This window comes from Bacteroides sp. OF03-11BH (assembly GCF_003604005.1).
GTDB lineage: Bacteria > Bacteroidota > Bacteroidia > Bacteroidales > Bacteroidaceae > Bacteroides > Bacteroides ovatus.
Map to the genome: position 1 here is coordinate 24,308 of NZ_QTMW01000037.1, position 24,818 is coordinate 49,125.

At 39.7% G+C, this 24,818-nt stretch carries 20 protein-coding genes; 8 read left to right on the plus strand and 12 right to left on the minus strand.

The window, feature by feature from the left end:
- The first annotated feature begins 8 nt into the window (after positions 1-8).
- Together DXA54_RS20810 and DXA54_RS20815 are read left to right on the plus strand one after the other, a co-directional pair.
- Positions 9-848: a bifunctional metallophosphatase/5'-nucleotidase gene (locus DXA54_RS20810; protein WP_008649825.1), complete on the plus strand. Its 840-nt coding sequence runs from the start codon at positions 9-11 to the stop codon at positions 846-848.
- Positions 845-3,856: a glycoside hydrolase family 3 N-terminal domain-containing protein gene (locus DXA54_RS20815; protein WP_008649827.1), complete on the plus strand. Its 3,012-nt coding sequence runs from the start codon at positions 845-847 to the stop codon at positions 3,854-3,856. Before DXA54_RS20810 ends, DXA54_RS20815 begins: the two co-directional genes overlap by 4 nt.
- Before the next feature lie 87 nt (positions 3,857-3,943).
- Here DXA54_RS20815 and DXA54_RS20820 read toward each other — a convergent pair whose 3' ends face one another.
- The 4 genes from DXA54_RS20820 to DXA54_RS20835 all read right to left on the minus strand — a co-directional run bounded on the left by DXA54_RS20820 (position 3,944) and on the right by DXA54_RS20835 (position 8,320).
- Complete coding sequence (locus DXA54_RS20820) at positions 3,944-4,570, minus strand: porin family protein (protein ID WP_004307005.1); 627 nt, start codon at positions 4,568-4,570, stop codon at positions 3,944-3,946.
- 15 nt (positions 4,571-4,585) lie between these two features.
- The gene (locus DXA54_RS20825; protein ID WP_004307006.1) at positions 4,586-5,221 is read right to left on the minus strand and encodes a DUF4136 domain-containing protein; all 636 of its coding nucleotides are present in this window, start codon (positions 5,219-5,221) and stop codon (positions 4,586-4,588) included.
- A 227-nt stretch (positions 5,222-5,448) separates the two neighbouring features.
- Positions 5,449-5,799, minus strand: a complete 351-nt coding sequence (locus DXA54_RS20830) for a winged helix DNA-binding protein (RefSeq protein ID WP_004314299.1) — start codon at positions 5,797-5,799, stop codon at positions 5,449-5,451.
- 31 nt (positions 5,800-5,830) lie between these two features.
- Entirely contained in the window at positions 5,831-8,320 is a 2,490-nt protein-coding gene (locus tag DXA54_RS20835) for an FAD-dependent oxidoreductase (protein WP_032852802.1), read from the minus strand.
- A gap of 129 nt (positions 8,321-8,449) precedes the next feature.
- Between DXA54_RS20835 and DXA54_RS20840 the strand changes: the two genes are divergently transcribed.
- On the plus strand, positions 8,450-9,790 hold the full coding sequence (locus DXA54_RS20840; protein ID WP_004311972.1) for a sigma-54-dependent transcriptional regulator: 1,341 nt from the start codon (positions 8,450-8,452) through the stop codon (positions 9,788-9,790).
- Between the two features lie 92 nt (positions 9,791-9,882).
- On the opposite strand, the gene proC is transcribed toward DXA54_RS20840, so the two are convergent.
- Together proC and DXA54_RS20850 are read right to left on the minus strand one after the other, a co-directional pair.
- Entirely contained in the window at positions 9,883-10,698 is an 816-nt protein-coding gene (proC, locus tag DXA54_RS20845) for a pyrroline-5-carboxylate reductase (protein WP_004307010.1), read from the minus strand.
- A gap of 53 nt (positions 10,699-10,751) precedes the next feature.
- Entirely contained in the window at positions 10,752-12,065 is a 1,314-nt protein-coding gene (locus tag DXA54_RS20850; protein WP_008649829.1) for a lysine-sensitive aspartokinase III, read from the minus strand.
- A 439-nt stretch (positions 12,066-12,504) separates the two neighbouring features.
- Between DXA54_RS20850 and DXA54_RS20860 the strand changes: the two genes are divergently transcribed.
- Positions 12,505-13,797: an MATE family efflux transporter gene (locus DXA54_RS20860; RefSeq protein WP_120080573.1), complete on the plus strand. Its 1,293-nt coding sequence runs from the start codon at positions 12,505-12,507 to the stop codon at positions 13,795-13,797.
- A 42-nt stretch (positions 13,798-13,839) separates the two neighbouring features.
- Complete coding sequence (locus DXA54_RS20865) at positions 13,840-14,547, plus strand: TIGR02757 family protein (protein ID WP_004296184.1); 708 nt, start codon at positions 13,840-13,842, stop codon at positions 14,545-14,547.
- Positions 14,548-14,682: 135 nt separating this feature from the next.
- Here DXA54_RS20865 and DXA54_RS20870 read toward each other — a convergent pair whose 3' ends face one another.
- From DXA54_RS20870 to DXA54_RS20880, 3 genes are all read right to left on the minus strand, one after another.
- A complete protein-coding gene (locus DXA54_RS20870) occupies positions 14,683-15,969 on the minus strand; it encodes a leucine-rich repeat protein (RefSeq protein WP_165863278.1) in 1,287 nt (428 codons plus the stop codon).
- An 11-nt stretch (positions 15,970-15,980) separates the two neighbouring features.
- Entirely contained in the window at positions 15,981-16,385 is a 405-nt protein-coding gene (locus DXA54_RS20875; protein WP_008649835.1) for a hypothetical protein, read from the minus strand.
- A gap of 162 nt (positions 16,386-16,547) precedes the next feature.
- On the minus strand, positions 16,548-18,203 hold the full coding sequence (locus tag DXA54_RS20880) for a hypothetical protein (protein WP_009040195.1): 1,656 nt from the start codon (positions 18,201-18,203) through the stop codon (positions 16,548-16,550).
- Between the two features lie 233 nt (positions 18,204-18,436).
- On the opposite strand from DXA54_RS20880, the gene DXA54_RS20885 reads away from it, so the two are divergent.
- The 3 genes from DXA54_RS20885 to DXA54_RS20895 all read left to right on the plus strand — a co-directional run bounded on the left by DXA54_RS20885 (position 18,437) and on the right by DXA54_RS20895 (position 20,763).
- Positions 18,437-18,790 (plus strand): type II toxin-antitoxin system MqsR family toxin, encoded by a 354-nt coding sequence (locus tag DXA54_RS20885; RefSeq protein WP_120080577.1) that lies wholly within the window; start codon positions 18,437-18,439, stop codon positions 18,788-18,790.
- Positions 18,791-18,795: 5 nt separating this feature from the next.
- A complete protein-coding gene (locus tag DXA54_RS20890) occupies positions 18,796-19,791 on the plus strand; it encodes a type II toxin-antitoxin system antitoxin SocA domain-containing protein (RefSeq protein ID WP_120080579.1) in 996 nt (331 codons plus the stop codon).
- A gap of 459 nt (positions 19,792-20,250) precedes the next feature.
- Complete coding sequence (locus DXA54_RS20895) at positions 20,251-20,763, plus strand: very short patch repair endonuclease (protein WP_004296177.1); 513 nt, start codon at positions 20,251-20,253, stop codon at positions 20,761-20,763.
- 51 nt (positions 20,764-20,814) lie between these two features.
- Here the strand turns inward: DXA54_RS20895 and DXA54_RS20900 are convergent, their stop codons facing one another.
- Genes DXA54_RS20900 through DXA54_RS20910 form a run of 3 tightly spaced genes read right to left on the minus strand, consistent with a single transcriptional unit; the run spans position 20,815 to position 24,715 of the window.
- Positions 20,815-21,537 carry a hypothetical protein gene (locus DXA54_RS20900; protein WP_004296176.1) on the minus strand — a complete coding sequence of 241 codons (723 nt, stop codon included), beginning with the start codon at positions 21,535-21,537 and terminating at the stop codon, positions 20,815-20,817.
- Positions 21,530-22,222 carry a hypothetical protein gene (locus tag DXA54_RS20905; protein WP_004296175.1) on the minus strand — a complete coding sequence of 231 codons (693 nt, stop codon included), beginning with the start codon at positions 22,220-22,222 and terminating at the stop codon, positions 21,530-21,532. The genes DXA54_RS20900 and DXA54_RS20905 overlap by 8 nt, the downstream gene beginning before the upstream one ends.
- Positions 22,223-24,715, minus strand: a complete 2,493-nt coding sequence (locus DXA54_RS20910) for a sensor histidine kinase (RefSeq protein ID WP_371682967.1) — start codon at positions 24,713-24,715, stop codon at positions 22,223-22,225.
- Positions 24,716-24,818 lie beyond the last annotated feature (103 nt).

The window sequence follows — 24,818 nt, forward strand, 5'->3', positions numbered from 1 at the left end:
TATTGAATATGAAAAGAATTCAGATATTATTCCTGTTATGTCTTGCATTGAGCTTTACTTTCTCAATTTTTGCGCAGGATAAGGATACCAAAGAAGTGATTATTTTACAAACAAGCGATGTGCATAGCCGTATCGAACCTGTCAATCAGAAGGGGGACGAATACTATAACAAAGGCGGTTTTCTTCGCCGGGCTGCTTTTCTCGAACAGTTTCGCAAGGAGCATAAGAATGTGCTGCTTTTCGACTGCGGAGATATTTCTCAGGGAACACCTTATTATAATATGTTCCGCGGAGAAGTGGAAGTTAAACTAATGAATGAAATGGGTTACGATGCTATGACTATCGGTAACCATGAGTTTGATTTCGATGTGGATAATATGGAACGTATTTTCAAGATGGCTAATTTCCCGGTTGTTTGTGCCAACTATAATCTGGATGCTACGGTATTGAAAGATATAGTTAAACCCTACGTCGTTCTTGAGAAATATGGTTTGAGAATTGGTGTGTTTGGCCTTGGAACCCAACCCGAAGGGATGATTCAGGCTAATAAATGCGAAGGAGTCGTTTATGAAGATCCTATCCGCGTATCCAACGAAATAGCTGCTTTGTTGAAAGACGAAGAAGGTTGTGATTTGGTAGTATGCCTGTCTCATCTGGGTATTCAAATGGATGAACATCTGGTTGCCGGAACACGCAATATCGACGTGATTCTGGGCGGGCACTCTCATACATTTATGAAAGGCCCCAAAACATACTTGAATATGGACGGAAAAGAGGTGCCTGTTATGCACACGGGAAAAAATGGTGTTCGTGTAGGCCGTCTCGATTTGACTTTGAAACATAAATGAAGATAATCCCCTCAATAGTAACGCTTTTATTCCTTATTGCGGCCGGCACGGTTTCAAGTCCGGCGCAGAATGCTACAATCGTTGAACCTCTGCTGGTATATAAAGCCCTTCAGGACAAGGACTGCCGGCACTGGGTTGATTCGGTTATGGATAAGCTTTCCTTTAAAGAAAAGGTAGGGCAGTTGTTCATCTATACCATTGCCCCGGTAGATACCAAACGAAACCTGGAACTGTTGCGCGAAGTCATCGACACCTATAAAGTGGGCGGACTTCTCTTTTCCGGTGGGAAGATGCAAAATCAGGTTGAACTGACAAACCGGGCGCAACGGCAGGCAAAAGTCCCTTTGATGATTACCTTTGATGGAGAATGGGGGCTGGCCATGCGTTTGCGTGGTATGCCTGTTTTTCCACGGAATATGGTATTGGGATGTATCCGTGACAACAAGCTGCTCTATGAATACGGGCGTGAAGTTGCTCGTCAATGCCGACAGATTGGAGTACAGGTCAACTTTGCTCCGGTGGCGGACGTGAATATAAATCCTGAAAATCCCGTAATCAATACCCGTTCTTTTGGAGAAGATCCGATACAGGTGGCTGATAAGGTAATCGCTTATGCTTCCGGTTTGGAAAGTGGAGGGGTTTTATCTGTGTGTAAACATTTTCCCGGACATGGAGATACCGATGTTGATTCGCATAAGGCGCTTCCGGTACTTCCTTTCACTCGTGAGCGTCTGGACAGTGTGGAACTTTATCCTTTTAAAGAAGCCATCCGTGCCGGATTGGGCGGTATGATGGTAGGACATTTGCAAGTTCCGGTGATAGAACCGATTGGTGGACTTCCGTCTTCCTTGTCCCGCAATGTCGTATACGATTTACTGACAGATGAACTGGCGTTCAAAGGACTCATATTTACGGATGCGCTTGCCATGAAAGGAGTGGCGGGAAATGGAAATGTCAGTTTGCAGGCTTTGAAAGCTGGTAATGACATGGTATTGTCTCCCCGAAACTTGAAGGAAGAGATACCGGCCGTACTGGAAGCCATTGAAAAAGGAGAGTTGACCCGCGAAGATATTGAAAGCAAATGTCGTAAGGTCTTGACTTATAAATATGTGTTGGGACTGAAGAAAAAGTCGTATGTACAATTATCCGGTCTGGAACAACGGATTAACAGTCCGCAAACGCGTGATTTGGTTCGCCGGTTGAATTTAGCGGCAATAACAGTTCTGAACAACAAGAATCATATTCTCCCCTTGCATACAGACAAAGAGCAGACGATTGCATTGCTCGAGGTAGGAGATCCCGGAGAAACTGATGCGTTGGCGAAACAACTTTCCCGCTATACGTCTTTGGCTCGTTTTTCCCTTCGTGCCAATCAGACGAAAGAGGAAAATCAGCGGTTGCGTGATTCTTTGTCTACCTATAAACGGATTATTGTAGCCGTCAGTGAACAGCGGCTGGCTCCTTATCAGCCTTTCTTTGCTAAGTTTGTTCCCGAAAGCCCGGCCATTTATCTGTTTTTTACTCCCGGGAAGATGATGTTGCAGATTCAGCGCGCGGTGGCTCATGCTTCGGCGGTGGTGCTGGGACATAGCTATAGTAGTGACGTGCAGCGCCAGGTGGCAGATGTGCTATTTGCCAAGGCATCTGCAGACGGACAGTTGTCGGCAAGTCTGGGAGAACTGTTCCCAACGGGAGCAGGAGTGACTATTACCCCTAAAACGCCGTTGCATTTCGTTCCGGAAGAATACGGGCTTTCCTCTGCTCATCTAAAACAGATTGATTCCATTGCATTGGATGGTATTCGTCAGGGAGCCTATCCCGGTTGCCAGGTGGTGGTGCTGAAAAACGGTCATATTATGTTCGACAAGGCTTTCGGTACTTATACGGGTAAAGGAAGTCCTCGTGTCGAATCTACGAATATCTACGATCTGGCTTCCCTTTCAAAAACGACGGGTACCTTGCTTGCCATTATGAAACTCTACGATAAGGGACGTTTTAATCTGACAGATAAAATTTCGGATCATTTGCCGTTCTTGCAACGTACTGATAAGAAAGATATAACGATTCAGGAAATTCTGTATCATCAGTCCGGTTTACCTTCCTGGATTCCTTTTTATCAGGAAGCCATCGATAAGGATAGCTATGACGGAAGATTGTTCAGCGCACGTAAAGATGTCCACCATCCGGTACAGATTGGTACGACTACGTGGGCGAATCCGAAATTCAAATTCAAGAGTGAATATATTTCTCCGGTCAAGACCGGTGATTATACTGTTCAGATCTGTGACAGTTTGTGGTTAAACCGTTCTTTCCGAAAGGTGATAGAAGAGAAAATTGCAGAAGCTCCGTTAAAGCAGAAGCGCTATGTATATAGTGATGTCGGATTTATACTCTTGGGAATGTTGGTGGAACAACTGGCCGGTATGCCTATGGAAGCCTATTTGCAACGTGAGTTTTATGAGCCGATGGGGTTGGAACATACAGGTTACCTGCCTTTACGCCGCTTTGCCAAATCGGAAATTGTCCCTTCCAACAAAGACCGTTTCTTGCGTAAAGAGACTTTGCAGGGATTTGTACATGATGAGGCTTCCGCTTTCTTTGGCGGATTGGCCGGAAATGCCGGACTTTTCTCTACTGCCCGTGATGTAGCCCGCGTTTATCAGATGTTGCTGAATGGAGGAGAAATAGATGGACAACGTTATCTTAGCAAAGAAACTTGCCAGCTGTTTACTACTGAAATCTCGAAGATCAGCCGGCGTGGCTTAGGTTTTGACAAGCCCGATGCAGACGATCCGAAGAAAGGAAATTGTGCGCCTGCTGCACCTGCCGAAGTATATGGCCATACCGGATTTACCGGTACATGTGCATGGGTGGACCCAATGAATGAACTGGTTTATGTATTTCTTAGCAACCGGATTTATCCGGACGTAACGAACCGCAAATTGAACCAGCTGCACATTCGTGAGCGAATACAGGGAGCTATTTATGATGCGATGAAGAAAAAATAAAAAAAGAAAGGTAAAAGGTATCTATATTAAAAGCTACCTTTTACCTTTTTTATTATTAACGTAATATTCTGATAGTTGCAGTTCTTTTTAGAACGATACACCCAGGCGGAAACCGAAGTTGCTCAATCCATCTACACTGTAATGCAGTACATCAGCCTTGTTGGTACCATAGCTGTAGTACAAAGCAAAGTGCAAGCCCGGTCCGTAAACCCATGGGAATACATTGATACCTACTTCAGGAGAAGCGTAGAATCCCCAACTGTTTTCTCTTGCTTCCAACATATTGAAGTTAGAGCGGACTTTTGCATATTCAGCACCTAATTTAGCACTGACATAAGGTTGGAAAGATCCACCGCGATTCCACTGGTAACGTGCAGCGGCACCGAAAGGCAATTGGAAAATGGTATGTTGCTGATCGGTAGTCACTTCACCGGCACCCATCTGGAAGGTTTCGCGACCTACATATTCGTGGTTGCTGTGATAGTTGAGGAAAAGCCCCAAGCCAATGTTAGGAGTCACAAAATAACCACCTTCAAAGTTCATACCCCAACCGCTTGCTTTATCTGCAAAGTGATTACTTAGCGGAGCATTGAACTGCCAGTCGATATTCGCATATCCGTTGTCTGATAGCTGTGCCTTAGCCGGCATGGCGAAGGCGATGGCAATAGCCGCCAAGGCTACTACCTTGAAGTATATATTTTTTCTTGTTTTCATAACAGTTGTAGTTGTTTATTTGTTAGTAAGATAAGGTGACTGTGTAAATGACTGGTTGACAGCTTCTACTGCAAGAGTACGGTTGATAGCTTTGGAACCAGTTTCAAATCCGGTCAGATAACTTGTCCATACAACAGGCAGTTTTTTACTGTCTCCCTGTTCGGCTTTCAAGTTCACCATTTCTGTCAGGAAGGAGTTGGTGCTATAACTATAAGTTACAGCGTACGGGTAGTACCATCCACCACCCCAGTTGCCACCCCAGTAGCCAGGTCCCCAGTATCCGGGATAACCCCACCACCATTCAGGTTGTGTGTAGCTGGTGAAATAATAAGTACTTGCGATGTAGCTCACTTGGATACCAAGATCTGCACTTTCTTGGTCTGCTGCTGCTTCGTAGCCTCTGGCTACCATATTGTCTGTATAAGCAGCCAGAATTTGTTCTGCGCCTTCACCTTCGAGATATTCCGGTTCTTTACTGTCACTAATCACCAGAATCTGGGGTGCCAGATAGAATGTAGGAACTTTGAAATCGGCTTTCTTGTCATAGTTAGTGTATACCAGATAATTGTCATCCAGTTTACCCATGTCCGGGTCTTTTTCACATGAAGCGAGTGCAAAGACCGCCAATAAAATAGGAATTAATTTCTTCATATCTTTTATAATGTTTAGGTTATATAAAAATCACGCCCAGGTACCTTGGGCTTTTGATACAAACAACAAGAAAGGTGGAAAAAGGTTCGCGTGGAAATTTCTTTTGCCGGAAAATTAACATATTTCTTTGGCCCGGCGGAAAGAAAAACGGTGAGCGCTCTGCCCTATTATCAGGGAGTTTGCTCACCGTTTATTATTTACAGATATTTATTTGAAAAATCCGTTTATTAAAACAGAGGTTTTAGTAGATCCGGTATTTCTACCTTATCAAGTTCCAGTTCAGTTACCCGTTGTTTACCCAATTGAGTCAGATGGAAATACATCTGTCTCCGGTCTTCACTTCCGAGTGATCGGACGATTAGTCCTTTTTCTTCCAGTATCCGCAGCATTTTGGATGTGTGTGAGGGGCTTAGTTCGGTTTGTTTAGACAGGTTGGTAGCCGTCACTTTGTCCGAAGCCTCTTTAAGGGCACACAATATCATTGCTTCATTAAGCGTTATCTGGTACATTTTTTCAAATGCTGTTTCAAAGTTTCCCATTGCTTTGAATACATCACGCATTGCACATATTGTTTTCATACCTTATTTAAATATTTCATTTGTTCATTTTTTAAATAAATAGATTAACGTTTGCGTTATCCGCCCGTTCCATATACGTTGCTACGCCGCCAATGGTCACCTCGTCCAGGAGTTCTTCTTGTTTGACTCCCATCACGTCCATTGACATCTGGCAAGCAATAAATTCCACACCGTTTTCCAGCGCTTGCTGGCGCAGGGATTCCAGTGAATCAATCCCTTTTTTGTTCATGATATACCGCATCATTTTTTCGCCTATTCCGCCCATGCTCATCTTAGAAAGTTTCAGTTTCTTGGAGCTGGAAGGCAGCATCATACCAAACATTTTTCCGAAAATATCCTTTTCGGTTTCCGGTTTGTGCAACTTCTTGATAACGTTCAGTCCCCAGAAAGTGAAGAAGATGGTGACTTTTTGTCCCGTAGCTGCTGCGCCGTTTGCCAGTACAAAAGTAGCCAAGGCTTTGTCCAAATCATCACTAAACATGATGAAGGTTTTTCCTTTGCCCTCACATGAAGTAACAATATTGCACGATTTTGGTTCTCCTTTTTCTATTACAACAATAGATTTTCCTCCGGAGGTATCTTTCGAAATCAATTGATTACCCGTCGAACTGCACCATGCGGCGGCGTCGCGCGGAAAGCCTGGATCGGTTGAGGTGATTTCCACCCGTTCGCCTGAAACCAGTGTATCCATTGTTTTCTTCATTTTCAGAATCGGACCGGGACACTGTAACCCGCAGGCATCCACCCGGACTGTTTTGGCAGGGGTAGCAGCAGTGACGGGAGCCGTAGAAACGTTGGGTTGACTGGTTTGGGAAGCGGTTTCCTTTTGTATGGGTGATTCGTCCATTTCGTTTCCATTTTCTTCCCGTATGATGATGGGAGCAGTGGCAGCCCGATAAGTCTTTAATCCTCCCGAGAGATTACGTACCTTGTCAAATCCGTGTTGTGTCAGTATACGGTAAGCAAGATACCCCCGTAACCCGACTGCACAGAATGTATAAATCATTTTATCTTTCGGTAATTCTGCCAACCGGTTGCGAAGTTCATCCAACGGAATATTCACGGCACCCGGTAAGCTACCCAATGAAAATTCATCCGGGGTGCGGACATCCAACAGGAACTTATTTTCCATTTCAATGTCTCGCAATTCTCTCCAATACACAGGATTGGTTTTGCCTGTGATGATATCTTCAGCTACATATCCTGCCAGTGCTACCGGATCTTTGGCCGAAGAGAACGGAGGAGCATACGCTTGTTCCACTTTCATCAGATCGTAGATTGTTCCCTCGTGCTTGATGACAAGTGCGAGTTCGTCAATCCGTTTGTCCACCCCATCGTAACCAACGATTTGTCCGCCATACAATCTTCCTGTCTTTTTATCGAAAGTGATTTTAATGCTCATCGGCATGGCATCCGGATAGTAACCGGCATGGGAAGCGGGATGAATGGTAGACGACATATAGTCTATCTCTTCCTGACGCAGACGCTTGCCGGGTAAGCCGGTTGAAGCAACGGTCATGTCGAAAACCTTTGCGATTGAAGTACCGATAGAGCCTTCGTAAGGAATCTTTGCTCCGAGGACATTGTCCGCAACGATGCGTCCCTGACGGTTGGCGGGTCCGGCGAGATAGTTGAGCCAGGGTTTGCCCGTGATCGGGTGGCGGAACTCGATCGCGTCACCGATGGCATAAATAGACTCGTCAGAGGTTTGCAGGTAATCGTTTACAGCGATACCTCCTGCAGGACCGATAGTCAGTTCGGCAGCCCGTGCCAGATTGGTTTCCGGACGTACGCCGATAGATAGAATAACGATGTCGGCAGAGATTGACTGGCCATTCTTGAAAGTAACTTTCAATCCTCTTCCATCCCGGCTAAAAGAGGCGACAGCTTGCTCCAAATAGAGGTTTACTCCTTTATCCATCAGATGTTGATGGACAAGTGATGCCATCGAAAAATCAATAGGGGCCATCACTTGATTGCCCATTTCCACAATCGATACTTTCGCTCCCTGTGCATGTAAGTTTTCCGCCATTTCAAGGCCGATAAATCCGGCTCCTACGACAACGGCTTTTCGTGGGGCGTGGCTCTTGATATATTCTTTGATCCGATCTGTGTCGGTGACATTCCTTAGTGTGAAAATTCCACTTAGGTCGATTCCGGGAAGAGGGGGGCGTACCGGAGAGGCTCCGGTAGATATGACTAACTTATCATAGCTCTCTTCATAAGTATCTTCACTGCTTTGCCGGATGGTCACTGTCTTTCTTTTCCGGTCAATGAAAATCGCTTCGTTTTCTGTACGTACATCTACGCGAAAGCGTGTAGAAAAGGCTTCGGGCGTTTGCACGAACAATTTATCCCGTTCCTCTATCACTCCCCCTATATAATAGGGCAGGCCACAATTGGCGTATGATATGTACTTTCCTTTTTCTAAAAGGACAATTTCAGCTGTTTCATCTATTCGTCTGATTCGGGCAGCAGTGGTGGCTCCTCCTGCAACTCCCCCAATAATAATTATTTTCATCTGTTTATAGCGTAAATAGTTTCCTTTGGAAAGAACAAACTGTATGGAAGAAATGTTCATGGATTCAGATAAAAAAACTATATTTGCACACCCTGTTTTTCATTCTTCTATTTAATGTAGATAAATTGTATGAGTAAAATTCTTATTATTGACGATGAAGTCCAGATTCGCAGTCTTTTAGCTCGTATGCTGGAACTTGAGGGCTATGAAGTGTGTCAGGCAGGTGATTGCAAAGCTGCCATCAAACAACTGGAAATTCAATCGCCCGACGTAGCTTTATGCGATGTTTTTCTTCCTGATGGAAACGGAGTGGATCTGGTGTTGAACATCAAGAAAATAGCTCCCAATGTAGAGGTGATTCTTCTTACTGCTCATGGCAATATTCCCGACGGGGTGCAGGCTATTAAAAACGGTGCATTTGATTATATAACAAAAGGAGATGATAATAACAAGATTATCCCTTTAATCAGCCGTGCCGTGGAGAAAGCAAAGATGAATGTCCGTTTGGAAAAACTGGAAAAGAAAGTCGGGCAGATGTACTCGTTCGATTCTATTCTGGGTGAGTCAAAGGTGTTGAAAGAGGCTGTATCTCTGGCGCAGAAGGTATCTGTGACAGATGTTCCCGTATTACTGACGGGGGAAACAGGAACAGGAAAGGAAGTTTTTGCGCAAGCTATACATTATAGTAGTAAACGGAGCAAACAGAATTTTGTGGCAGTCAACTGTTCGTCTTTCAGCAAAGAATTGCTCGAAAGCGAGATGTTCGGACATAAGGCCGGCTCGTTTACCGGTGCACTGAAAGATAAGAAAGGACTTTTTGAAGAAGCTAATAACGGAACGATCTTTCTGGATGAAATCGGAGAGATGGCTTTCGAACTGCAGGCAAAGTTACTGCGTATCCTTGAAACAGGAGAATATATAAAGATCGGTGATACCAAGCCGACAAGAGTCAATGTGCGTATCATTGCTGCTACCAACCGCAACCTGCAGGAGGAGATCAAAGCAGGACATTTCCGTGAAGATTTGTTTTATCGTCTTTCGGTTTTTCAGGTGCATCTTCCTTCGCTCCGTGAACGTACCGGTGATATCCGGATTCTTGCAACTGCTTTCGCCAAGAGTTTCTCCGAAAAACTTTCGTATGCCATCAATGAGATGACTCCTGCTTTTCTGGAAGCTCTGGAACAACAGCCGTGGAAAGGGAACATCCGTGAATTGAGAAATGTGATTGAGCGTAGCCTGATTGTGTGTGAAGGGGGGCGACTGGATATTTGTGATCTTCCTTTGGAAATCCAAAACACTCATTATGAATGTTCGGATGATAGTGTAGGCAGTTTTGAGTTGGCCGCAATGGAACGCAGACATATTGCACGTGTGTTGGAATATACAAAAGGGAATAAAACGGAAGCTGCCCGTTTGTTGAAAATCGGACTTACCACCCTGTACCGGAAGATAGAGGAATATAAAATCTAAGCATACATTTTCTTAAGTCCTTTTATGCTGGCTTTGGGATATATAGCATTTCAAAATAGGCAAAAAGGACTTGAGAAACCATACCATAAGGACTATCGGAAATTTTTTGCATCTTCTTCCTCTTTGTCAATCAAAGTTGTGGCACTGCTTTTGATGGCTTGAATAATAGAAGAAGTGAAGCCTTTGTGCTCCAGTTCGTTCAATCCTTTTATAGTGGTTCCGCCCGGAGTGGTTACTTTCTCTATTTCCAGCAATGGATGAGTGTTATGATTCAGAATCAGTTCTGTCGCTCCTTCCATGCTATACGCTGCCATTTGCATGGCATCCTTGCCGGGAATTCCTAGCTCAATCCCTGCCTGCATAACCGCTTGCATATATTTTAAGGCGAAAGCTATTCCGCTGGAGGTTAATGCGGAAGTGGTATCTAGTTGTTTCTCTTGCAGGAACAGGCATTTTCCTCCTTCTTCAAATATCTGTTTTATTAATTGCTGATATTCTTTATCGGTTCCGCGGGAAGCTATCAAAGTGAGGCTGGAACGTTCTGTAATGGCCATATTGGGAACTGCCCGAAAGATAGGCATCTCGGCTTCTGTTAAATGAGCCAGGTGGGAGATACATACTCCGGACACAAGAGATACGAGGATTTGTGTACGCGAGAAACGTAGAGGGGACAATACTTCATCTACTTTCCAGGGATTGATGGCGAGGACGATTACTTCAGCTTCCGATATGGCTTGTTGGTTATCGGTCGTTATGTGTATTGCAGGGAAATGTTCTTGCAGTCTCTCCAGTTTATCGATATTTGGATTGGAGACAATAATGTCTTTCTCATTGTAAAGATGTCCTTGCGCCAGACAAGTGACGATTGCACTCCCTATGTGTCCGGCTCCTATAATAGCTATTTTCATCTCTTTATTTTTTTTATTTGGCTTTCAGATGTCTCTTTTTATCCGGCTTTGAATCAGGCTGCGCACTGACTCTCGAAAAATTGTCTGGATAGCGAACTAATTAGTCTGTTTTTATCTGTGGTATGTACAGATAGTGTGAAACAATGATCGCTTCCTCCATAAGAAATGAGAGATACGGGGATATCTTTGATAGTATCCATAATATGGCTTTCTACTTGTGTGCGTTCCCAATGAAGGGAGCCGATGATATGTATTACAGACATATTTTCGTCCATAACCATTTCGGCATATTTGTGTAGTTCCCTTTGAATGATTCGCAGGGTGTCCCGGCTGGCTGTCAGCATCATCGAGATGGATACATTGGATGAGGCCATTGAGATGACATTGATTTGATATTTGTTGATAACTTCCAATATCTTACCCATAAACAAATATCCGGGCAATACATTCAATGAGGTAAAACGCACAAAAGTAGCCGAATCCTGTGAGAGGATGGCCTTGACACTGTTGCCTGTGTCATGGGAAGATATATAGAGTCGTTCTGTTGACAGATCGTGTGTATCGGTTAGGCGGATAACTATATTGGAGCGTGCCGCAAGGGTTATACAATCTGCGTAGAGCAGGTGTACTCCGCTGTTAATCAGTTGTTCGGCTTCTATGTAGGTTAGTGAATGTTGTTCTCGCAGGCAATTCCGGTTTGCGTAGATATGATTGATAGGGGTGGATAACAGTATTTCGTCCGCTTTGAATAGGGTGGCAAGCACTGTTGCATAGTAATCATTGCGTTGTTCGCTCATGAAGTCTATTTCACCATACACATTTCTGCAAATGGAAAGTGGGGCGATAAAAATATCTACATTCCGGTTCTCGTCAATGTATTGTTGGATAGATTCCTGAATATATGGGATATCCGGCTTTCTTTCCAGGTTGATCTGTATAAGTTTGCCGGTATCTAATGTTTGGGCACGAAGACCCTGTTGACGTAAGCAATAAGTGAATAAATCACTGGATAATCCGTATACTTCCGCTTTTATCATTTTATCAATCAGTAAATCTGCTTTGTCTTCTACAAGTATATGTATTTTCTTTATGCATTCCAGAATCCGGTTTTTAATTTCCTGATTTAGGTGCGAATCTGTAATGAGATGATTGGCAAGGGCACAGCAATATGTTTCGATGGCATTGACTGTGGCATGAGAAGCTTCATCTTCTTCGTGAAACCAACTGATGGAAATAGCCTGTAACCACTCCTGTAATTGTGCCAATATAGGGACTACAGCTACATAAGGATGTTCTTTCTGAATACAATTGATTACTTGCTTCATTTCATCCTCATCTTTAATTTTCTCGAATTTACAAACTTTCATTGTTATCTGGTTATTTATTGGTTACTACTCTTTTCAAAATGATATGCCTTTTTTCAAAAGAGAAAGATATTTAAGAATCATTCCTTAGCTTTAGAATATGGTATATCTGTATAAATCAATCTGTTAATGTTGCAATCAATGTTTTTAATACATTTCTTTACTATAAGTAATCTGCTAATACCATACCACATTGGGATATGAAAATAAGATTTCTTATCTTTGTTGCGTAATTGATTGATAAACCAGCTATATTCATCCATTTATGAAACTCTGCATATAGCTACGCTCAACGAATAGCATCATTTCTAACAGGGCTATTCAGCTATCCGACAGGCAACTACTCGCCTGCCAAAGAGTTTTATATCCATTTTTATAAATTTACGGAACTGTGTGCTGCTATGATGTGGTATACCGTATCGTGTTATTTTTAAGTTGAGCAATGAATTATACATATAAGCAAATATGGCTCATCAACTTTCCTGTGATGATGAGCATTCTGATGGAACAATTAATCAATATTACCGACGCTATTTTCCTGGGGCATGTGGGAGAAGTCGAACTGGGAGCTTCTGCGCTTGCCGGAATCTATTATTTAGCTGTTTATATGCTGGGCTTCGGATTCAGCATCGGGCTGCAGGTGATGATTGCCCGGAGAAATGGGGAACAACATTATAAAGAGACGGGACGTACATTTTTTCAGGGAGTATATTTCCTGTCGGGGATGGCAGTCATTCTTTGCCTATTGCTCCATTTGGCTTCTCCCTTGATCCTGCGCTGGTTGATAACTTCGGATGAAATTTATCAGGCAGTGATTCATTATCTGGATTGGCGTAGCTTCGGTTTGTTATTCTCATTTCCTTTTTTAGCTTTCCGGTCTTTTCTGGTAGGGATAACAACGACCAAAGCATTGTCCGTGGCAGCTATCATGGCTATCTGTATCAATATTCCTTTTAACTATCTGCTGATATTCAAACTGAATCTGGGTATATCCGGGGCGGCGATGGCTTCTTCTTTGGCAGAGTTCGGAGCTTTTATCGTACTCCTATTATATATGTGGGTGAGGGTAGATAAAGTGAAATATGGGCTGAAGGTCGTTTATGATGGGAAAGTGTTAATAAAGTTGTTGAGGATATCTGTATGGAGTATGCTTCACTCTTTTGTCAGCGTTGCTCCCTGGTTTCTGTTCTTCGTTGCTATCGAGCATCTGGGAAGGACAGAGCTTGCTATTTCCAATATTACTCGTAGTGTTTCTACCGTCTTTTTTGTGATTGTCAACTCTTTTGCATCCACTACTGGTTCATTAGTCAGCAATCTAATTGGGGCGGGGCAGGGGAAGGAACTTTTTCCCGTTTGCCATAAAGTTCTTAGGTTGGGTTATGCCGTGGGGGGGCCATTGATAGTTATGGCTCTTTGGGGTAACCAATGGGTTATCGGATTTTATACGAATAACGATAATCTGGTGAGACTAGCTTTCTATCCTTTTATAGTTATGCTGTTGAATTATGCTTTTGCACTGCCCGGATATGTTTATATCAATGCTGTTACCGGTACAGGAAAGACGAAGCTCGCCTTTATCTTCCAGTTAATCACCATTCTTGTATATTTGATTTATCTGTATCTGTTAAGTGAATGTTTTCATGCTTCTCTGACTGTGTATATGACGGCAGAATATTTGTTTGTTATTTTATTAGGGATACAATCCGTCATTTACTTAAAGAGGAAATCCAACTAGAATATGTATTTTTGTACTTTCAATACTTGATACTTTCTCGAAATGACTGAAGATATAAAGAATAAACTTTTAATGTGTGCGGAGATGTATCATCGCGCAGACTTTATACAAAGCGATCCGGTGCAGTTTCCCCATCGTTATACGCTGAAACAGGATATCGAAGTCAGCGGTTTGCTGACGGCGATTATGAGTTTTGGCAATCGCAAACAGATCTTGAAGAAAGCGGACGAATTGCACGGGCTAATGGGAGATTCGCCTTATCAGTATGTATTGTCCTGCCAGTGGGAGAAGGATTTTCCTTCAGGAGCAACCAATAGCTTTTATCGGATGTTGTCGTATGCTGATTTTTATGGATACTTTCGGCGATTATATATAGCTTATACACAGTTTGAAAGTCTGGAGGAAGCTTTGATGTTATATCCCGGAATACCAATGGAAAAGTTATGTGCATTTCTTGAAGTTTCTGCCAAAAGTCCTCAAAAGAAACTGAATATGTTTTTGCGTTGGATGATTCGTCGGGATTCGGAGGTCGATTTGGGGATTTGGGAAAGTTTTGATCGCAGAGATTTGATTGTTCCTTTAGATACACATGTATGCCGGGTAGCACATTATTTCAAGTTGACGGATACGGAAACTTTTTCTCTGAAAAATGCCCGTCAGATAACGACTGCATTGGCAGAGGTCTTTCCGGATGATCCTTGCCTGGGCGATTTTGCTCTGTTCGGCTTGGGGGTGAATGGGGAGATTTAAATAGATAAACTAATAGTACTGATTTTTCCGGCTATTATCGAAAATATAGTGTTTTCTTAAGTTATTTCGATTATAACCGGAAAAGTCGATATTAAACCAACTTTATTCGATTATAATCGAAAAACTGGAGAACTGTTAGAACGTTGTTATCTTGTTTGTGAAATCCCTCCAACCATTTGCGTTCTTATATTTTTCCACAGATTCGGCAGGAACACGAATGACGGTAATATCATCCGGAAATCCGTACCATACTTTTTCAAATACCTGCGGAGGTGTTGTCCCTTCTACCTTTACTTCTTTAATACCTGTATTATTGAAAGCCGAAAAATTAATCTGTGTGACGTTTGCCGGAATGGTTAATTGGGTCACTTTCCTATTACCACCCAGTAATCCCTGTCCCAATATCCGAATACTTTCAGGTATTTCGAAGCGAGCCAATTTCGGACATCCTTCAAGACAATAGGGGTGGATCATAGCTTCGGGGTCATCATTGAAAGTACTCCCGTAGGTGGTCACTTCCGCCAATTCCGGGCAGTAATAAAAGGCTCTTTGCGCCATGGTTGTAACGCCGTTCGGTAACTTCACGGTTGTAACGCTACTTTCCCGGAATGCTTCCAATCCGATTGTTTTTACATTTTCCGGAATCTCAATCGTTTTCAGTTGAGATGTCTTAAGGAATGCCTGTGCTCCGATTTCTTTCAGTGTCGCAGGCAGCAGCACTTCTTCAACGCCCGCATATACAAAAGTGCTGGCGGGAAGTTTGGTGAGTTTCGTTTGGCTTAAATCTGCTTTTTTCAAATTCCGGCAATAGTAGAAAATGTTTTCCTCCATCTGTTCCAGGCTTGATGGAAATACTATTTCCTGAATGGCCGAATTGAAGAAAGCCATATCTCCAATCGATTTTAATCCTTCATTGAGTACTACCTTTGCTGTTTGGCTGTTGCTGAAGGCAGCTTTCGGGATTGATCTCACGCTATTGGGAAGTATGATTTCATTGTATCCTTTCAATATTTCCGTCAATACTCCGTTTTCTATACGGACGGGTGAAACCTGAACAGAAAAGCTTTTCTGTTTTCCTTCCAGTGTGATGGTTACTTCTTGTTTTTCGACAGGCGTGGATGAAGAGAAACCGCTGATCTGTTCCGGGGTAACTTTTACAGGCCGTTGTTTCCCGTCATCATATTTGCCTGTCACGTTAAGGCCGGTTAAGTCTATATTCTCTCCTAATGCATAAATTGTTTTTGAGGGTAGCTGTTCTATGAAGAAATCTTCAAGTGAAGCCTCTATGGGTTCAACAGGATTTGCTGCCGAAGGTGAATCTTTCCTGTATTCGTCATTTTCGGTGCTGCAACTTAGTAATATTGTTCCCAAAAACATTTGCAGGCAAAGTGCTGTAATTATATAAAGTCTAGTTTGCTTCATGTGATAAAGGCTTAGTTAGGGAATTGGGTTAAACGTATTTCTACTTTTACGGCTTTTCCGGCTTCTACGGTTTTGCCGGAAGACCATATCTGATAGTTGTTAGGGCCGCCCCCTTCTTGTACCACGAATGTCAGGAACCGTTGCGACTGCGTTGCAAACCATTCCTCTCGTGGCAGTACAAAGGTGGCCATACCACTTTCATTTGTCTGTATGATTGCAGTTGGCAAAGTTAAATTATCTTTTTCAAAAACCTTATAATCCTTTTCATTATACATTTTTACGGGAACGCCCGTTGCAATTTTTCCATTCTCATCATAAACGGATACCACTACTTTTGCTTCTTTCATTTCTTCGTTTCCTTTTTCGCATGCTACCATGAAAAGCATGGCGCTTAATAGAATAACAATCTTCTTCATAATCTTTTCTTTTTTCTAATTTTTCGAATGCAAAAGTAATAAGATTGCATCAAATTCGGGTTGTGATGCAATCTCGCAAATCTAATACTTTGATTTAAAATATATTGATATTCAATGGGTTATGAAAGGTGTATTCTAAGATTTCTAACACAGGTCTAACACCTATCCGAAAAGTGCTAAAAACAACTCTTTATTGGCCGTTTCTGCCGATTTGATACGTGATTTGAGCCGTGACTTGCGAGCATATACATTAGCTACCGTATCTTTCATAAACAAACTGATTACTTGTGGAGAGAAACCTACAAAAATATAACAAAGCAGTCGTATGTCAGCTTCTTTCATTGACGAAAATTCATTCCGCAACTTCTCCATTGCATTATCATGGCAGGTATTTACGATAAGTTCCAGTTCTTGCAACATTGCATTGTTCTCTGCAAAATCGGTGATAATCTGTTTCACTTCGTGGAACATGGCTGCTTGTTGCGATGCGGTATTCTCACGTTCATAGTAAGTCTTTCCCAGTTTGTCAATGATGTCGAATCGTGAAGCTATCAAACCTTTTAAATGGCTTTCTGCATTGCGCTGTCCTTCCATATGTTCTGTCAGGGTTTTGTATTGGGCGTTGGCTTCTTCCGCCAATAGCAGGTAGCGGTCGGTACGTTCGCGTTGCAGGCGCAGACGTTGACGGATGATGTAGTATGCTACCCCTATTATTAGAAAAATTACGCTTGCTATGGTAATCTCCCAGGTAGTACGGTTCTTCATCCGGTATTCGGCAAATTTGGAGCGTTCCTTGAAATAGTCACGTTCCACCATACCGGCGGAGAATTGCATATTTGAACGTGTCAGCGAGTCAGTCAGATAGATATAATGGTGTATCTTCTCTGTCGCTTTCTCGAAGTTTCTGGCCTGCGCTTCAATCCGATAAGCGGTGTATTGCAGGTCTGCCATGTCACGTATATCGGTGGAATGTGTTTCTGCAAGTGCCAGATAGTAGCGTGCGCTGTCTATACGGTTTTTCAGTAGATTTACATCTACTAACGTATGGTATCCGTATAACGTATCTTGCTGGGCAGAGAGTTCGATACGTTGCAGCAGGTCATGGGGAATTTGTTTCTTTCCTGACACCACATAGAGAGAAGCAAGATTGGTGAGACTGGCTTTGGTTAATTTATCGTACTTGTGTTCATCAGCCAAATCAAGTGCGGCAGAATAGAGCCGCATGGCTTTCTCCATATCTTTCGAATTGAAAGTTGCGGCTGCCATATCGAGAGTTGCCTTTGTTTCTTCGCGAGTATTATCAGCCTGCCGGAAGTTATTGCGAGCTTCACGAAAATAATGATAAGCCCGGCTATAGTTCATCTGGTCATAATACACTTCACCGATTTGACTGTATAAAAGCCCTGCATAATAAGGCTCATTGGTATCCTTCAGTTTCTCTTCAACTTTCAGGTAAAGGCGTAACGCTCCCGGCTTGTCTCCTGCACGCAGTTTGACTTTTCCCCAATAATAGAGAGTCTTGCATTGGCGGCGTAAATCTTTGGGATGATGTTTGTAATACTCCCAAGCCCGGCGAATCAGCGAATCATTCGTTGCTTTGATGTGATTTTTGTCTAAAGCCTCTGAATAAAGCAACGCATACCTGGCCTGTTCAGCCTGGCCGCCTTCCGATTTGAGTTGTTGTAATATTGTTAAGGCACTATCCGGCTTATTTTGTAACAGTGCTTCCGCCTCATCAAGCCGGGAAATCTGTTCTCTGTTATAACATCCTGTAAAAAAGAGAATTACTAATAGTTCGAGTATAATTCTGCATTTCATGCTGTGAATGTAGTGAAAATATTTCGAGTTTAGTATGGAATCGTCATATCTTTATAATTCTTATGATGTTTAATTTTGTAAAGGTAGGAAAATAGATTCGAGTTGAATTTTTCGGACTAATATCAATATATCTTGAATATATAGTCTTTTAATAGTTCTTTTTCAACTTTAAAGTTGAATGTTTGTTGTGTTATACTACATTATTCATATCTTTGCATAAAGATATTTTAGATATGGATATAGAAACAGTCGATAAATTCTTGAAAGAATTTAAAGATAAGGCTAGGGTTTTCGGGATTATCTTTCGCATAGATAGAAAGAAGAATATACAAGCTTTGCTTGATTTGGAGATTTCGGCAATTATGCGTGAAAAGATAATAATGTCTTTGACAGTTGAGGACTATTATAAAGGTCCTACGGAAGATAAGTTGAATTATATGGGAGAACTTTGGGAGTTTGGCAAGTCCGTAGATAAAAAGGAGGTTTATATCAAAATAAGTAAAGGTACTGGAGCAAATTCTCCAATCTGTGTCTCCTTTCATTTGGCAGAGAGAAAAATAGAACATCCTTTCAAAAATAAAAAGTAGAAGTTATGAAAAGTCCGTTTACAGGTGGTGACGCTGCATTGTGTCATGAGAAGCAATCATTTGAATTTCGAAAAGACAATTTTGAGATAGTATATCATTTTTATAGATGTAAGGATACAAATGAAGAGTTTACTACAACTGAACTTGATCAACTGAATATGAATCAAGTTTATAATTTGTATCGTCAGAAATATGCGATACCATTTCCGGATGAAATAAAAAGAGTTCGGGAATTATATGGTATATCTGCACTTCGAATGTCTAAACTTTTAGGTTTTGGCGATAACCAATATAGAAAATACGAAGAAGGAGAGATGCCTAGTGTGTCTAATGGAAAAATGATTTCAGCTTTGAAAGATCCTCATTTCTTTTTGGAAATTCTGAAACTTGCTCAAAATCAGTTTCCAAATGATGAGATACTTAAAATTGAAAAAAGGGTAAAGGAACTGTTATTAAATAATTCTTGTTTTGAGAATAAAATAAATGAATTTATATTTCACAACCATTTGTCTTTACGTTCAAGTATGAATGGGTATGCTTCTGTCATTCCCGAGAAGGTTAAGCAGATTATTGTCTTTTTTGCATCTGCATTACAAGGAGTTTTTGAAACAAAACTAAATAAATTATTATTTTATTCTGATTTTCTTTCCTATAAGAAATATGGTAAAGGTATTAGCGGGTTACAATACCAAGCTATAAGTTATGGGCCTGTTCCTGTGCGTTATAGTACTATATATGAGAACTTGGACGGATTAAAAAAGGAAATTATAAATTTGGGAAATGGTTATTCTGGAAGTATGATTACAACTGTTGAGCAATTTGAACAGTCTTTATTTACAGTTGAAGAATTAGAGGTTTTACAATGTGTATTAGCTCATTTTGAGAAGAGTAAGGCTAATGAAATTTCAGAAATGAGTCATGCTGAAGAAGCGTGGCGTCAAAATGAAAAACAGCATAGCTTGATTGATTATAGTTATGCGTTTGATTTGAGACAGTTGTAATGTATGCTTCATTTTGATAAATGGTTAGCTGTGTTCTGTTAAAATGCATCCGACCGTTTTTCTTTATTTTTTCCTACGGATATTAGGTTTGTAATATATACGAAGGAAAGAAAGGAATCTTCCAACAGGCTGTTGGAAAAAGAGCGAATATAAAAAAGTTACCCCAATTTAAAAAGTAAAGGTAGTAGAACAAATAAGCAGGACCTTTTTAGAAGGTTTCTTCTTTATCTTCTTCGAGGCTTATGAGAGGACTATAGTAAGGAATTGGGAGAGATTTTACTTTACAACTGAAAAACTAAAAAAAATTAAAAATTCTAAGGTTGTCTCTGGAGCTTTTGCAAGTCTTTCCAAGAAAGATAGGAAATTTACAAAATAAGAGAAAATAATTATTTTGGCAAGATAGAGCTCTCCGAATGTTTACAAAATAGTTATATTTGTACTTGTAAACAAGGGGATATAATGGATATCTGGGATAAAAAGAAACGTTCCGACGTTATGGCAAAAATCAGAAGTAAGGATACGAAACCTGAATGGATCGTTCGTCGTTACTTATATTCTCGTGGCTACCGTTACCGTAAAAACGTAAAGGGGTTGCCGGGCACGCCTGATATTGTGTTGCGTAAATATGGTATTGTGATATTTATTCATGGATGTTTTTGGCATGGTCATGAAGTTGATGGGCATATTCCCCATTCTAATGTTGATTTTTGGAGGAAGAAAATAGAACGGAACAAGCAGCGTGATGAACATAATAAAGAAGCTTTAAAAAAAATGGGTTGGAAAGTCATGACCGTGTGGGAATGCCAACTGAAATCTGCGGTTCGAGAGAAAACGCTTTTGGAGGTGGAGTATTGGATTAATCATTCTTATTTGGAACGTTTTAAGCAGAAACCGTTTAGAATTTACGATGTTGAGGGAGCTAGTTTGCCTATTGTGGCTGAAGGATATATGAAATATGGAAAGCCCGAATAAAGATATTTCATAGTGTAAGAGTAAATGTCGAAATGTTAATAAGACACAGTGTTAAACTAATCTTTCATATCGGTTACCATAAACTTTGATATTCGTTTTGAATTTATATAATTCTTGTAAAAGAACTTTTTTATGTCTGTATTTAGAACTTGTAAAAAGAATAGATTGCATTTCTTTTGTCACTAGAATTTTCAATAATCTTATAAACTCGTCAATCGTGTATTCTTTTTTTATAGCAATGTATAGGCCGTTTTTTATCACTCTTGTGAGAATGCATTTATATGTTTCTATGGCTTTTAATGGAAAAGGTCTTCCTGCTATATAATCTGTTGGCATATCACCAAAACCTATAAAGGATTTTACTCCCTTCTGAATTGCGATCCGACTCAAACTTTTCGACTTGTTTTCATTAGAGTTACAAGAGAAACAGAATAATATTTTATTTTTAAAAAAGTCAATATTTTGTTCATGAATAAATTTCTCATTTTTATAAAAAAGTTCCTCGCTTAGTGCATCATTACTAATGAAATCTTCTGCCTTTTTGTTAAAAGAACCTAATAATTTGTCTCCTCGACCATGGCCCATAAATATGATAAACTTAGCTGCCGAACTTTGTGCTGAGTTTAAACATCTTTGATGGTCTTCATCTGAGAACTTTATTTTATAGCAATGCCAATCAGCTCCTAAATTTTTGCATAGAAACGTGTTTATCTTATTTAGAAATTTAGTGGAATCTTTTTTGTCAGTAGGATATATAGCAAATACTTTACACATAATCGGGTATTTCATTAAATGTGGATAAATAAGCGATAAATTGTTCCAATAGATCACGTTTGAGTTTTATACTGTCTGATGTGTTTTTAGATAATAGTATATCACCGATCTTGCAGCATGGAATTCCTTCATATGGTGGAAATTTATATATTAACTCGTTAGACATTAACCAATCACATAGTTCCCTTTCAAAATCAAAGTCCTTTTCTTTTTTTATGTGAGAGATTAAATTCTGTTGTAACTTTTCGTCGTTTTTTGCATATTCAATAGGAGTTTCGGATAAAAATTTTAAGGTTTTTTTCTGTTCTTCAAAGTCTTTGTTTTTTAGTAGAATATCTGATATCACATTTTCAATTTTTGCTGAATATAAAAGAATTTTCTTGTGATACGAAGGTACATTCTTTGCGAAAATTTTGACTACATCCAATCCGTTTAATTCATTCTCGATAAGATTATAATCGGAAGCAAATGCATCCAACTTTTTTAAAAAAGGAGTATTCTGTAGTTCCTCAATAAAGGATATTTTATCAAAAGAAGTGTTATAGCCTACTCGTTTTTGAAAATTAGCAGGATTGATTTCTTTATAGACAAGGTCTATGCCTTCATTCTTAAGTGTATTTTTTATAGCATCCAATGTCGCAGATTGAGATTGTTCGTCAACTATTATTAAGTGCTTTTGTTCCATCTATTTGAAAATAATTTTAAAATTCATACCTGTTTTGTTTACTGGAGAATCCACAATTATTGTAGCGTTCATTTTTCTTAATGACTCTTGAACTAAATATAATCCAAATCCAGTTCCATTATTTTTTCCAGTTTTTCTAAATTGAAATATCTCATTTGGGTTATTGCTGAATTCTTGCGATAATCCTTCACCATCATCATATATGTTTAATATCATATTATCATTTTGCAGATAACAGGAGAACCAAATATTTTTAGCTTTCCACGCTTCAGAATTATCTAAAAAGTTATCTATGATTAATGCTAAATCTAGTTTACTTCCAAAAACCATAAAATATTCAATTTTAGTTTTATAATGAACCTTTAGTTTAGTATCTATGGTTGAAAGATAACCCGAGATGAAAGACGGAAGATTGATCTTCTGAATATCAGCTTCTGAAAGATCGCTCTCTAGAATTAGGTCAGTAGCCTTTAATGATTTATTGGATAGTCGTAAAATTACGAATAAAGATTCTAATAGTTTATTCTTATATGTTTTCTCTATTGGCATCATATTTAAATTAGCCATTAGATTGTTTATTTCTTGTTTAATTTTACTATTGTTGTTTTTGACATGATGTATTAATGCATCTGTTTCAGGAGTTGATTGTTTTTTGTAGAATTCAACTTTAAGACGTTCAATCTGAACTTCTTTTTCTTTTTCAATTTTTATTTTATCTGCATATTCTTCAGCCTCTTTTCTTTTCTGGGCTTCTTTAAACTTTTCATCAATGGCAGATGAGAGATGCTGTTGTAAATTATAAACTTCACTCCTATGTTGTTCGTCTATTTCTCTCAATCTTTTCTGAAGCTCTAAAATCGTTGCAGTCTGTTTCTCTACTATACTTTTATAGTATTGTAATTCTGCAATAGCTTTTGTTGTAGCGTCAACAGTAGAATATTTAGAAAGCTCTTTTATTTGTCTTTGTAAATCTTCGTTTTCTAAGGCTTTTTTCTGTAGAATTCTATTCAATGCATCACCATCGATCTTTTTTGATTCAAAATCAGAAAGTAGTTGTTCAAATTCTCTTTCTGAATTGATTTTTTCTTCTTGAATTTTATTCAGAATGAGTTCTTCATTAACATATAATTCAATAACATCAGTTGCTTTTGCTGCAATTATTGAATGAATAGATGAGTATGTGCGTCGTTTTTTTGTAATTTCATCTTCTCTGTATTGCAGATCATTTTCTGAAATAGCTCCTGAAATAATTTTTTTTTCGATATCGCTAATATTTAGATCTTTAGGAATACTATCCCATGCTAATCCATCAACGACATATTTTTCAAGACGTTTCAATGTCTTATTAAAAAAACCATTAGTTAGTTTTTTGTAACACTCATTCTCTACAAGACCTTCTCTGCTTGATACTATTCTAAAATAATCGTCACGATCCAATACTTCAATGCGTCCCACAATATCGCGAGTGCCTAGAAATCTTGCATATCCCTGCTGTTTCCTAAATTCTAATCCTAACCAGTCATCGCCTTCTTCACCATATGGTGGTATTCTAAATCCATTTAAAAACAAGTATATTGAGCCGTAATTGACAGGCCTAATGCCTGTTTGTTTCGTAAAAAAGGCTTTAGAATAGGGATTGAGATAGAATATTATGCATTTTGCGTCTTTTATAAAATCAGAAAATTCATTTTTCTCTTTTATCCAAAAAATAGTTTCTCCTTTGTCTTTGAGTGTTGTTAGTGTTGTGGCTCCATTATCTTGAACTTCACACTCAATGCTTGTTGCCTTAAAATTTAATTTTTCAAATACTGAGTTTTCTATTCGTCCTATAAACTTAGCTTTTTCTTCTGCATTTTTATTTTCTTCCTCAAATTCAGGGGCATTAAGATATATTCCAAAGTCATTTTTTTCAAAAGCCTGATTGGGATTAATCAGACGTTCTAAATATGTTCTTAGATTAACCAATTTTTCTGTATTCCACTTTGGCTGTTCCCAGTAAACCCATTGACTTCTTAACTTAATAATTTCTAGCACCACTCCATGTTTAAAAGGTTTGATACCTCTCATCTCTAATTCTGTGGTAGAAAGTATTTCGTATTCAAGGACTACATCTTGAATCTCTTTCTTTTCATCATCTACTTCAAATTGACGCCAGTTTAATTGCAATAATATAAATTCTGATGATTCTTCTTTTTTGGTATATAGGTTTAGAAATTCTCCAAGCCTATCACAAGAAAACCGTCCTACTCCTTTTGCTCCAGCCATCATGCGATTATGCTGATAAGACTTTTTCTTTTTCTCGGAGTATGCAATGTTAAGCCATTTGTTTTTTATGTCATTTATGTCCATTCCAACACCATTATCCCGGATAATAAGTCGGGAGGTCCTAGAAGAATATTTTTCTATTGATAGATCATCATTATTTACCAGATTTATAAAGTAAAGCCCTAAAATGAAAACAAGAGCTAAACAAGTGCAAATAAAACCGCTTATTTACAGTCGATTATAGGGTGCTTGATGTTTTCAGTTGTTTTCTTTCTTTTCAGTTGATTGGTTCTTTTTCGGTGCAATTTTGTTTCTTGTTTGTTTCTCAATA

Coding starts and splice junctions, on each gene's coding strand:
- DXA54_RS20900 (WP_004296176.1), bottom strand. CDS start 21,537: ATGTGTAAAGTATTTGCTATATATCCTACTGACAAAAAAGATTCCACT.
- DXA54_RS20875 (WP_008649835.1), bottom strand. CDS start 16,385: ATGAAGAAGATTGTTATTCTATTAAGCGCCATGCTTTTCATGGTAGCA.
- DXA54_RS20860 (WP_120080573.1), top strand. CDS start 12,505: ATGAATTATACATATAAGCAAATATGGCTCATCAACTTTCCTGTGATG.
- DXA54_RS20870 (WP_165863278.1), bottom strand. CDS start 15,969: ATGAAGCAAACTAGACTTTATATAATTACAGCACTTTGCCTGCAAATG.
- DXA54_RS20885 (WP_120080577.1), top strand. CDS start 18,437: ATGGATATAGAAACAGTCGATAAATTCTTGAAAGAATTTAAAGATAAG.
- DXA54_RS20880 (WP_009040195.1), bottom strand. CDS start 18,203: ATGAAATGCAGAATTATACTCGAACTATTAGTAATTCTCTTTTTTACA.
- DXA54_RS20820 (WP_004307005.1), bottom strand. CDS start 4,570: ATGAAAACAAGAAAAAATATATACTTCAAGGTAGTAGCCTTGGCGGCT.
- DXA54_RS20840 (WP_004311972.1), top strand. CDS start 8,450: ATGAGTAAAATTCTTATTATTGACGATGAAGTCCAGATTCGCAGTCTT.
- DXA54_RS20895 (WP_004296177.1), top strand. CDS start 20,251: ATGGATATCTGGGATAAAAAGAAACGTTCCGACGTTATGGCAAAAATC.
- DXA54_RS20810 (WP_008649825.1), top strand. CDS start 9: ATGAAAAGAATTCAGATATTATTCCTGTTATGTCTTGCATTGAGCTTT.
- DXA54_RS20905 (WP_004296175.1), bottom strand. CDS start 22,222: ATGGAACAAAAGCACTTAATAATAGTTGACGAACAATCTCAATCTGCG.
- DXA54_RS20830 (WP_004314299.1), bottom strand. CDS start 5,799: ATGAAAACAATATGTGCAATGCGTGATGTATTCAAAGCAATGGGAAAC.
- DXA54_RS20835 (WP_032852802.1), bottom strand. CDS start 8,320: ATGAAAATAATTATTATTGGGGGAGTTGCAGGAGGAGCCACCACTGCT.
- DXA54_RS20850 (WP_008649829.1), bottom strand. CDS start 12,065: ATGAAAGTTTGTAAATTCGAGAAAATTAAAGATGAGGATGAAATGAAG.
- DXA54_RS20865 (WP_004296184.1), top strand. CDS start 13,840: ATGACTGAAGATATAAAGAATAAACTTTTAATGTGTGCGGAGATGTAT.
- DXA54_RS20890 (WP_120080579.1), top strand. CDS start 18,796: ATGAAAAGTCCGTTTACAGGTGGTGACGCTGCATTGTGTCATGAGAAG.
- proC (WP_004307010.1), bottom strand. CDS start 10,698: ATGAAAATAGCTATTATAGGAGCCGGACACATAGGGAGTGCAATCGTC.
- DXA54_RS20815 (WP_008649827.1), top strand. CDS start 845: ATGAAGATAATCCCCTCAATAGTAACGCTTTTATTCCTTATTGCGGCC.
- DXA54_RS20825 (WP_004307006.1), bottom strand. CDS start 5,221: ATGAAGAAATTAATTCCTATTTTATTGGCGGTCTTTGCACTCGCTTCA.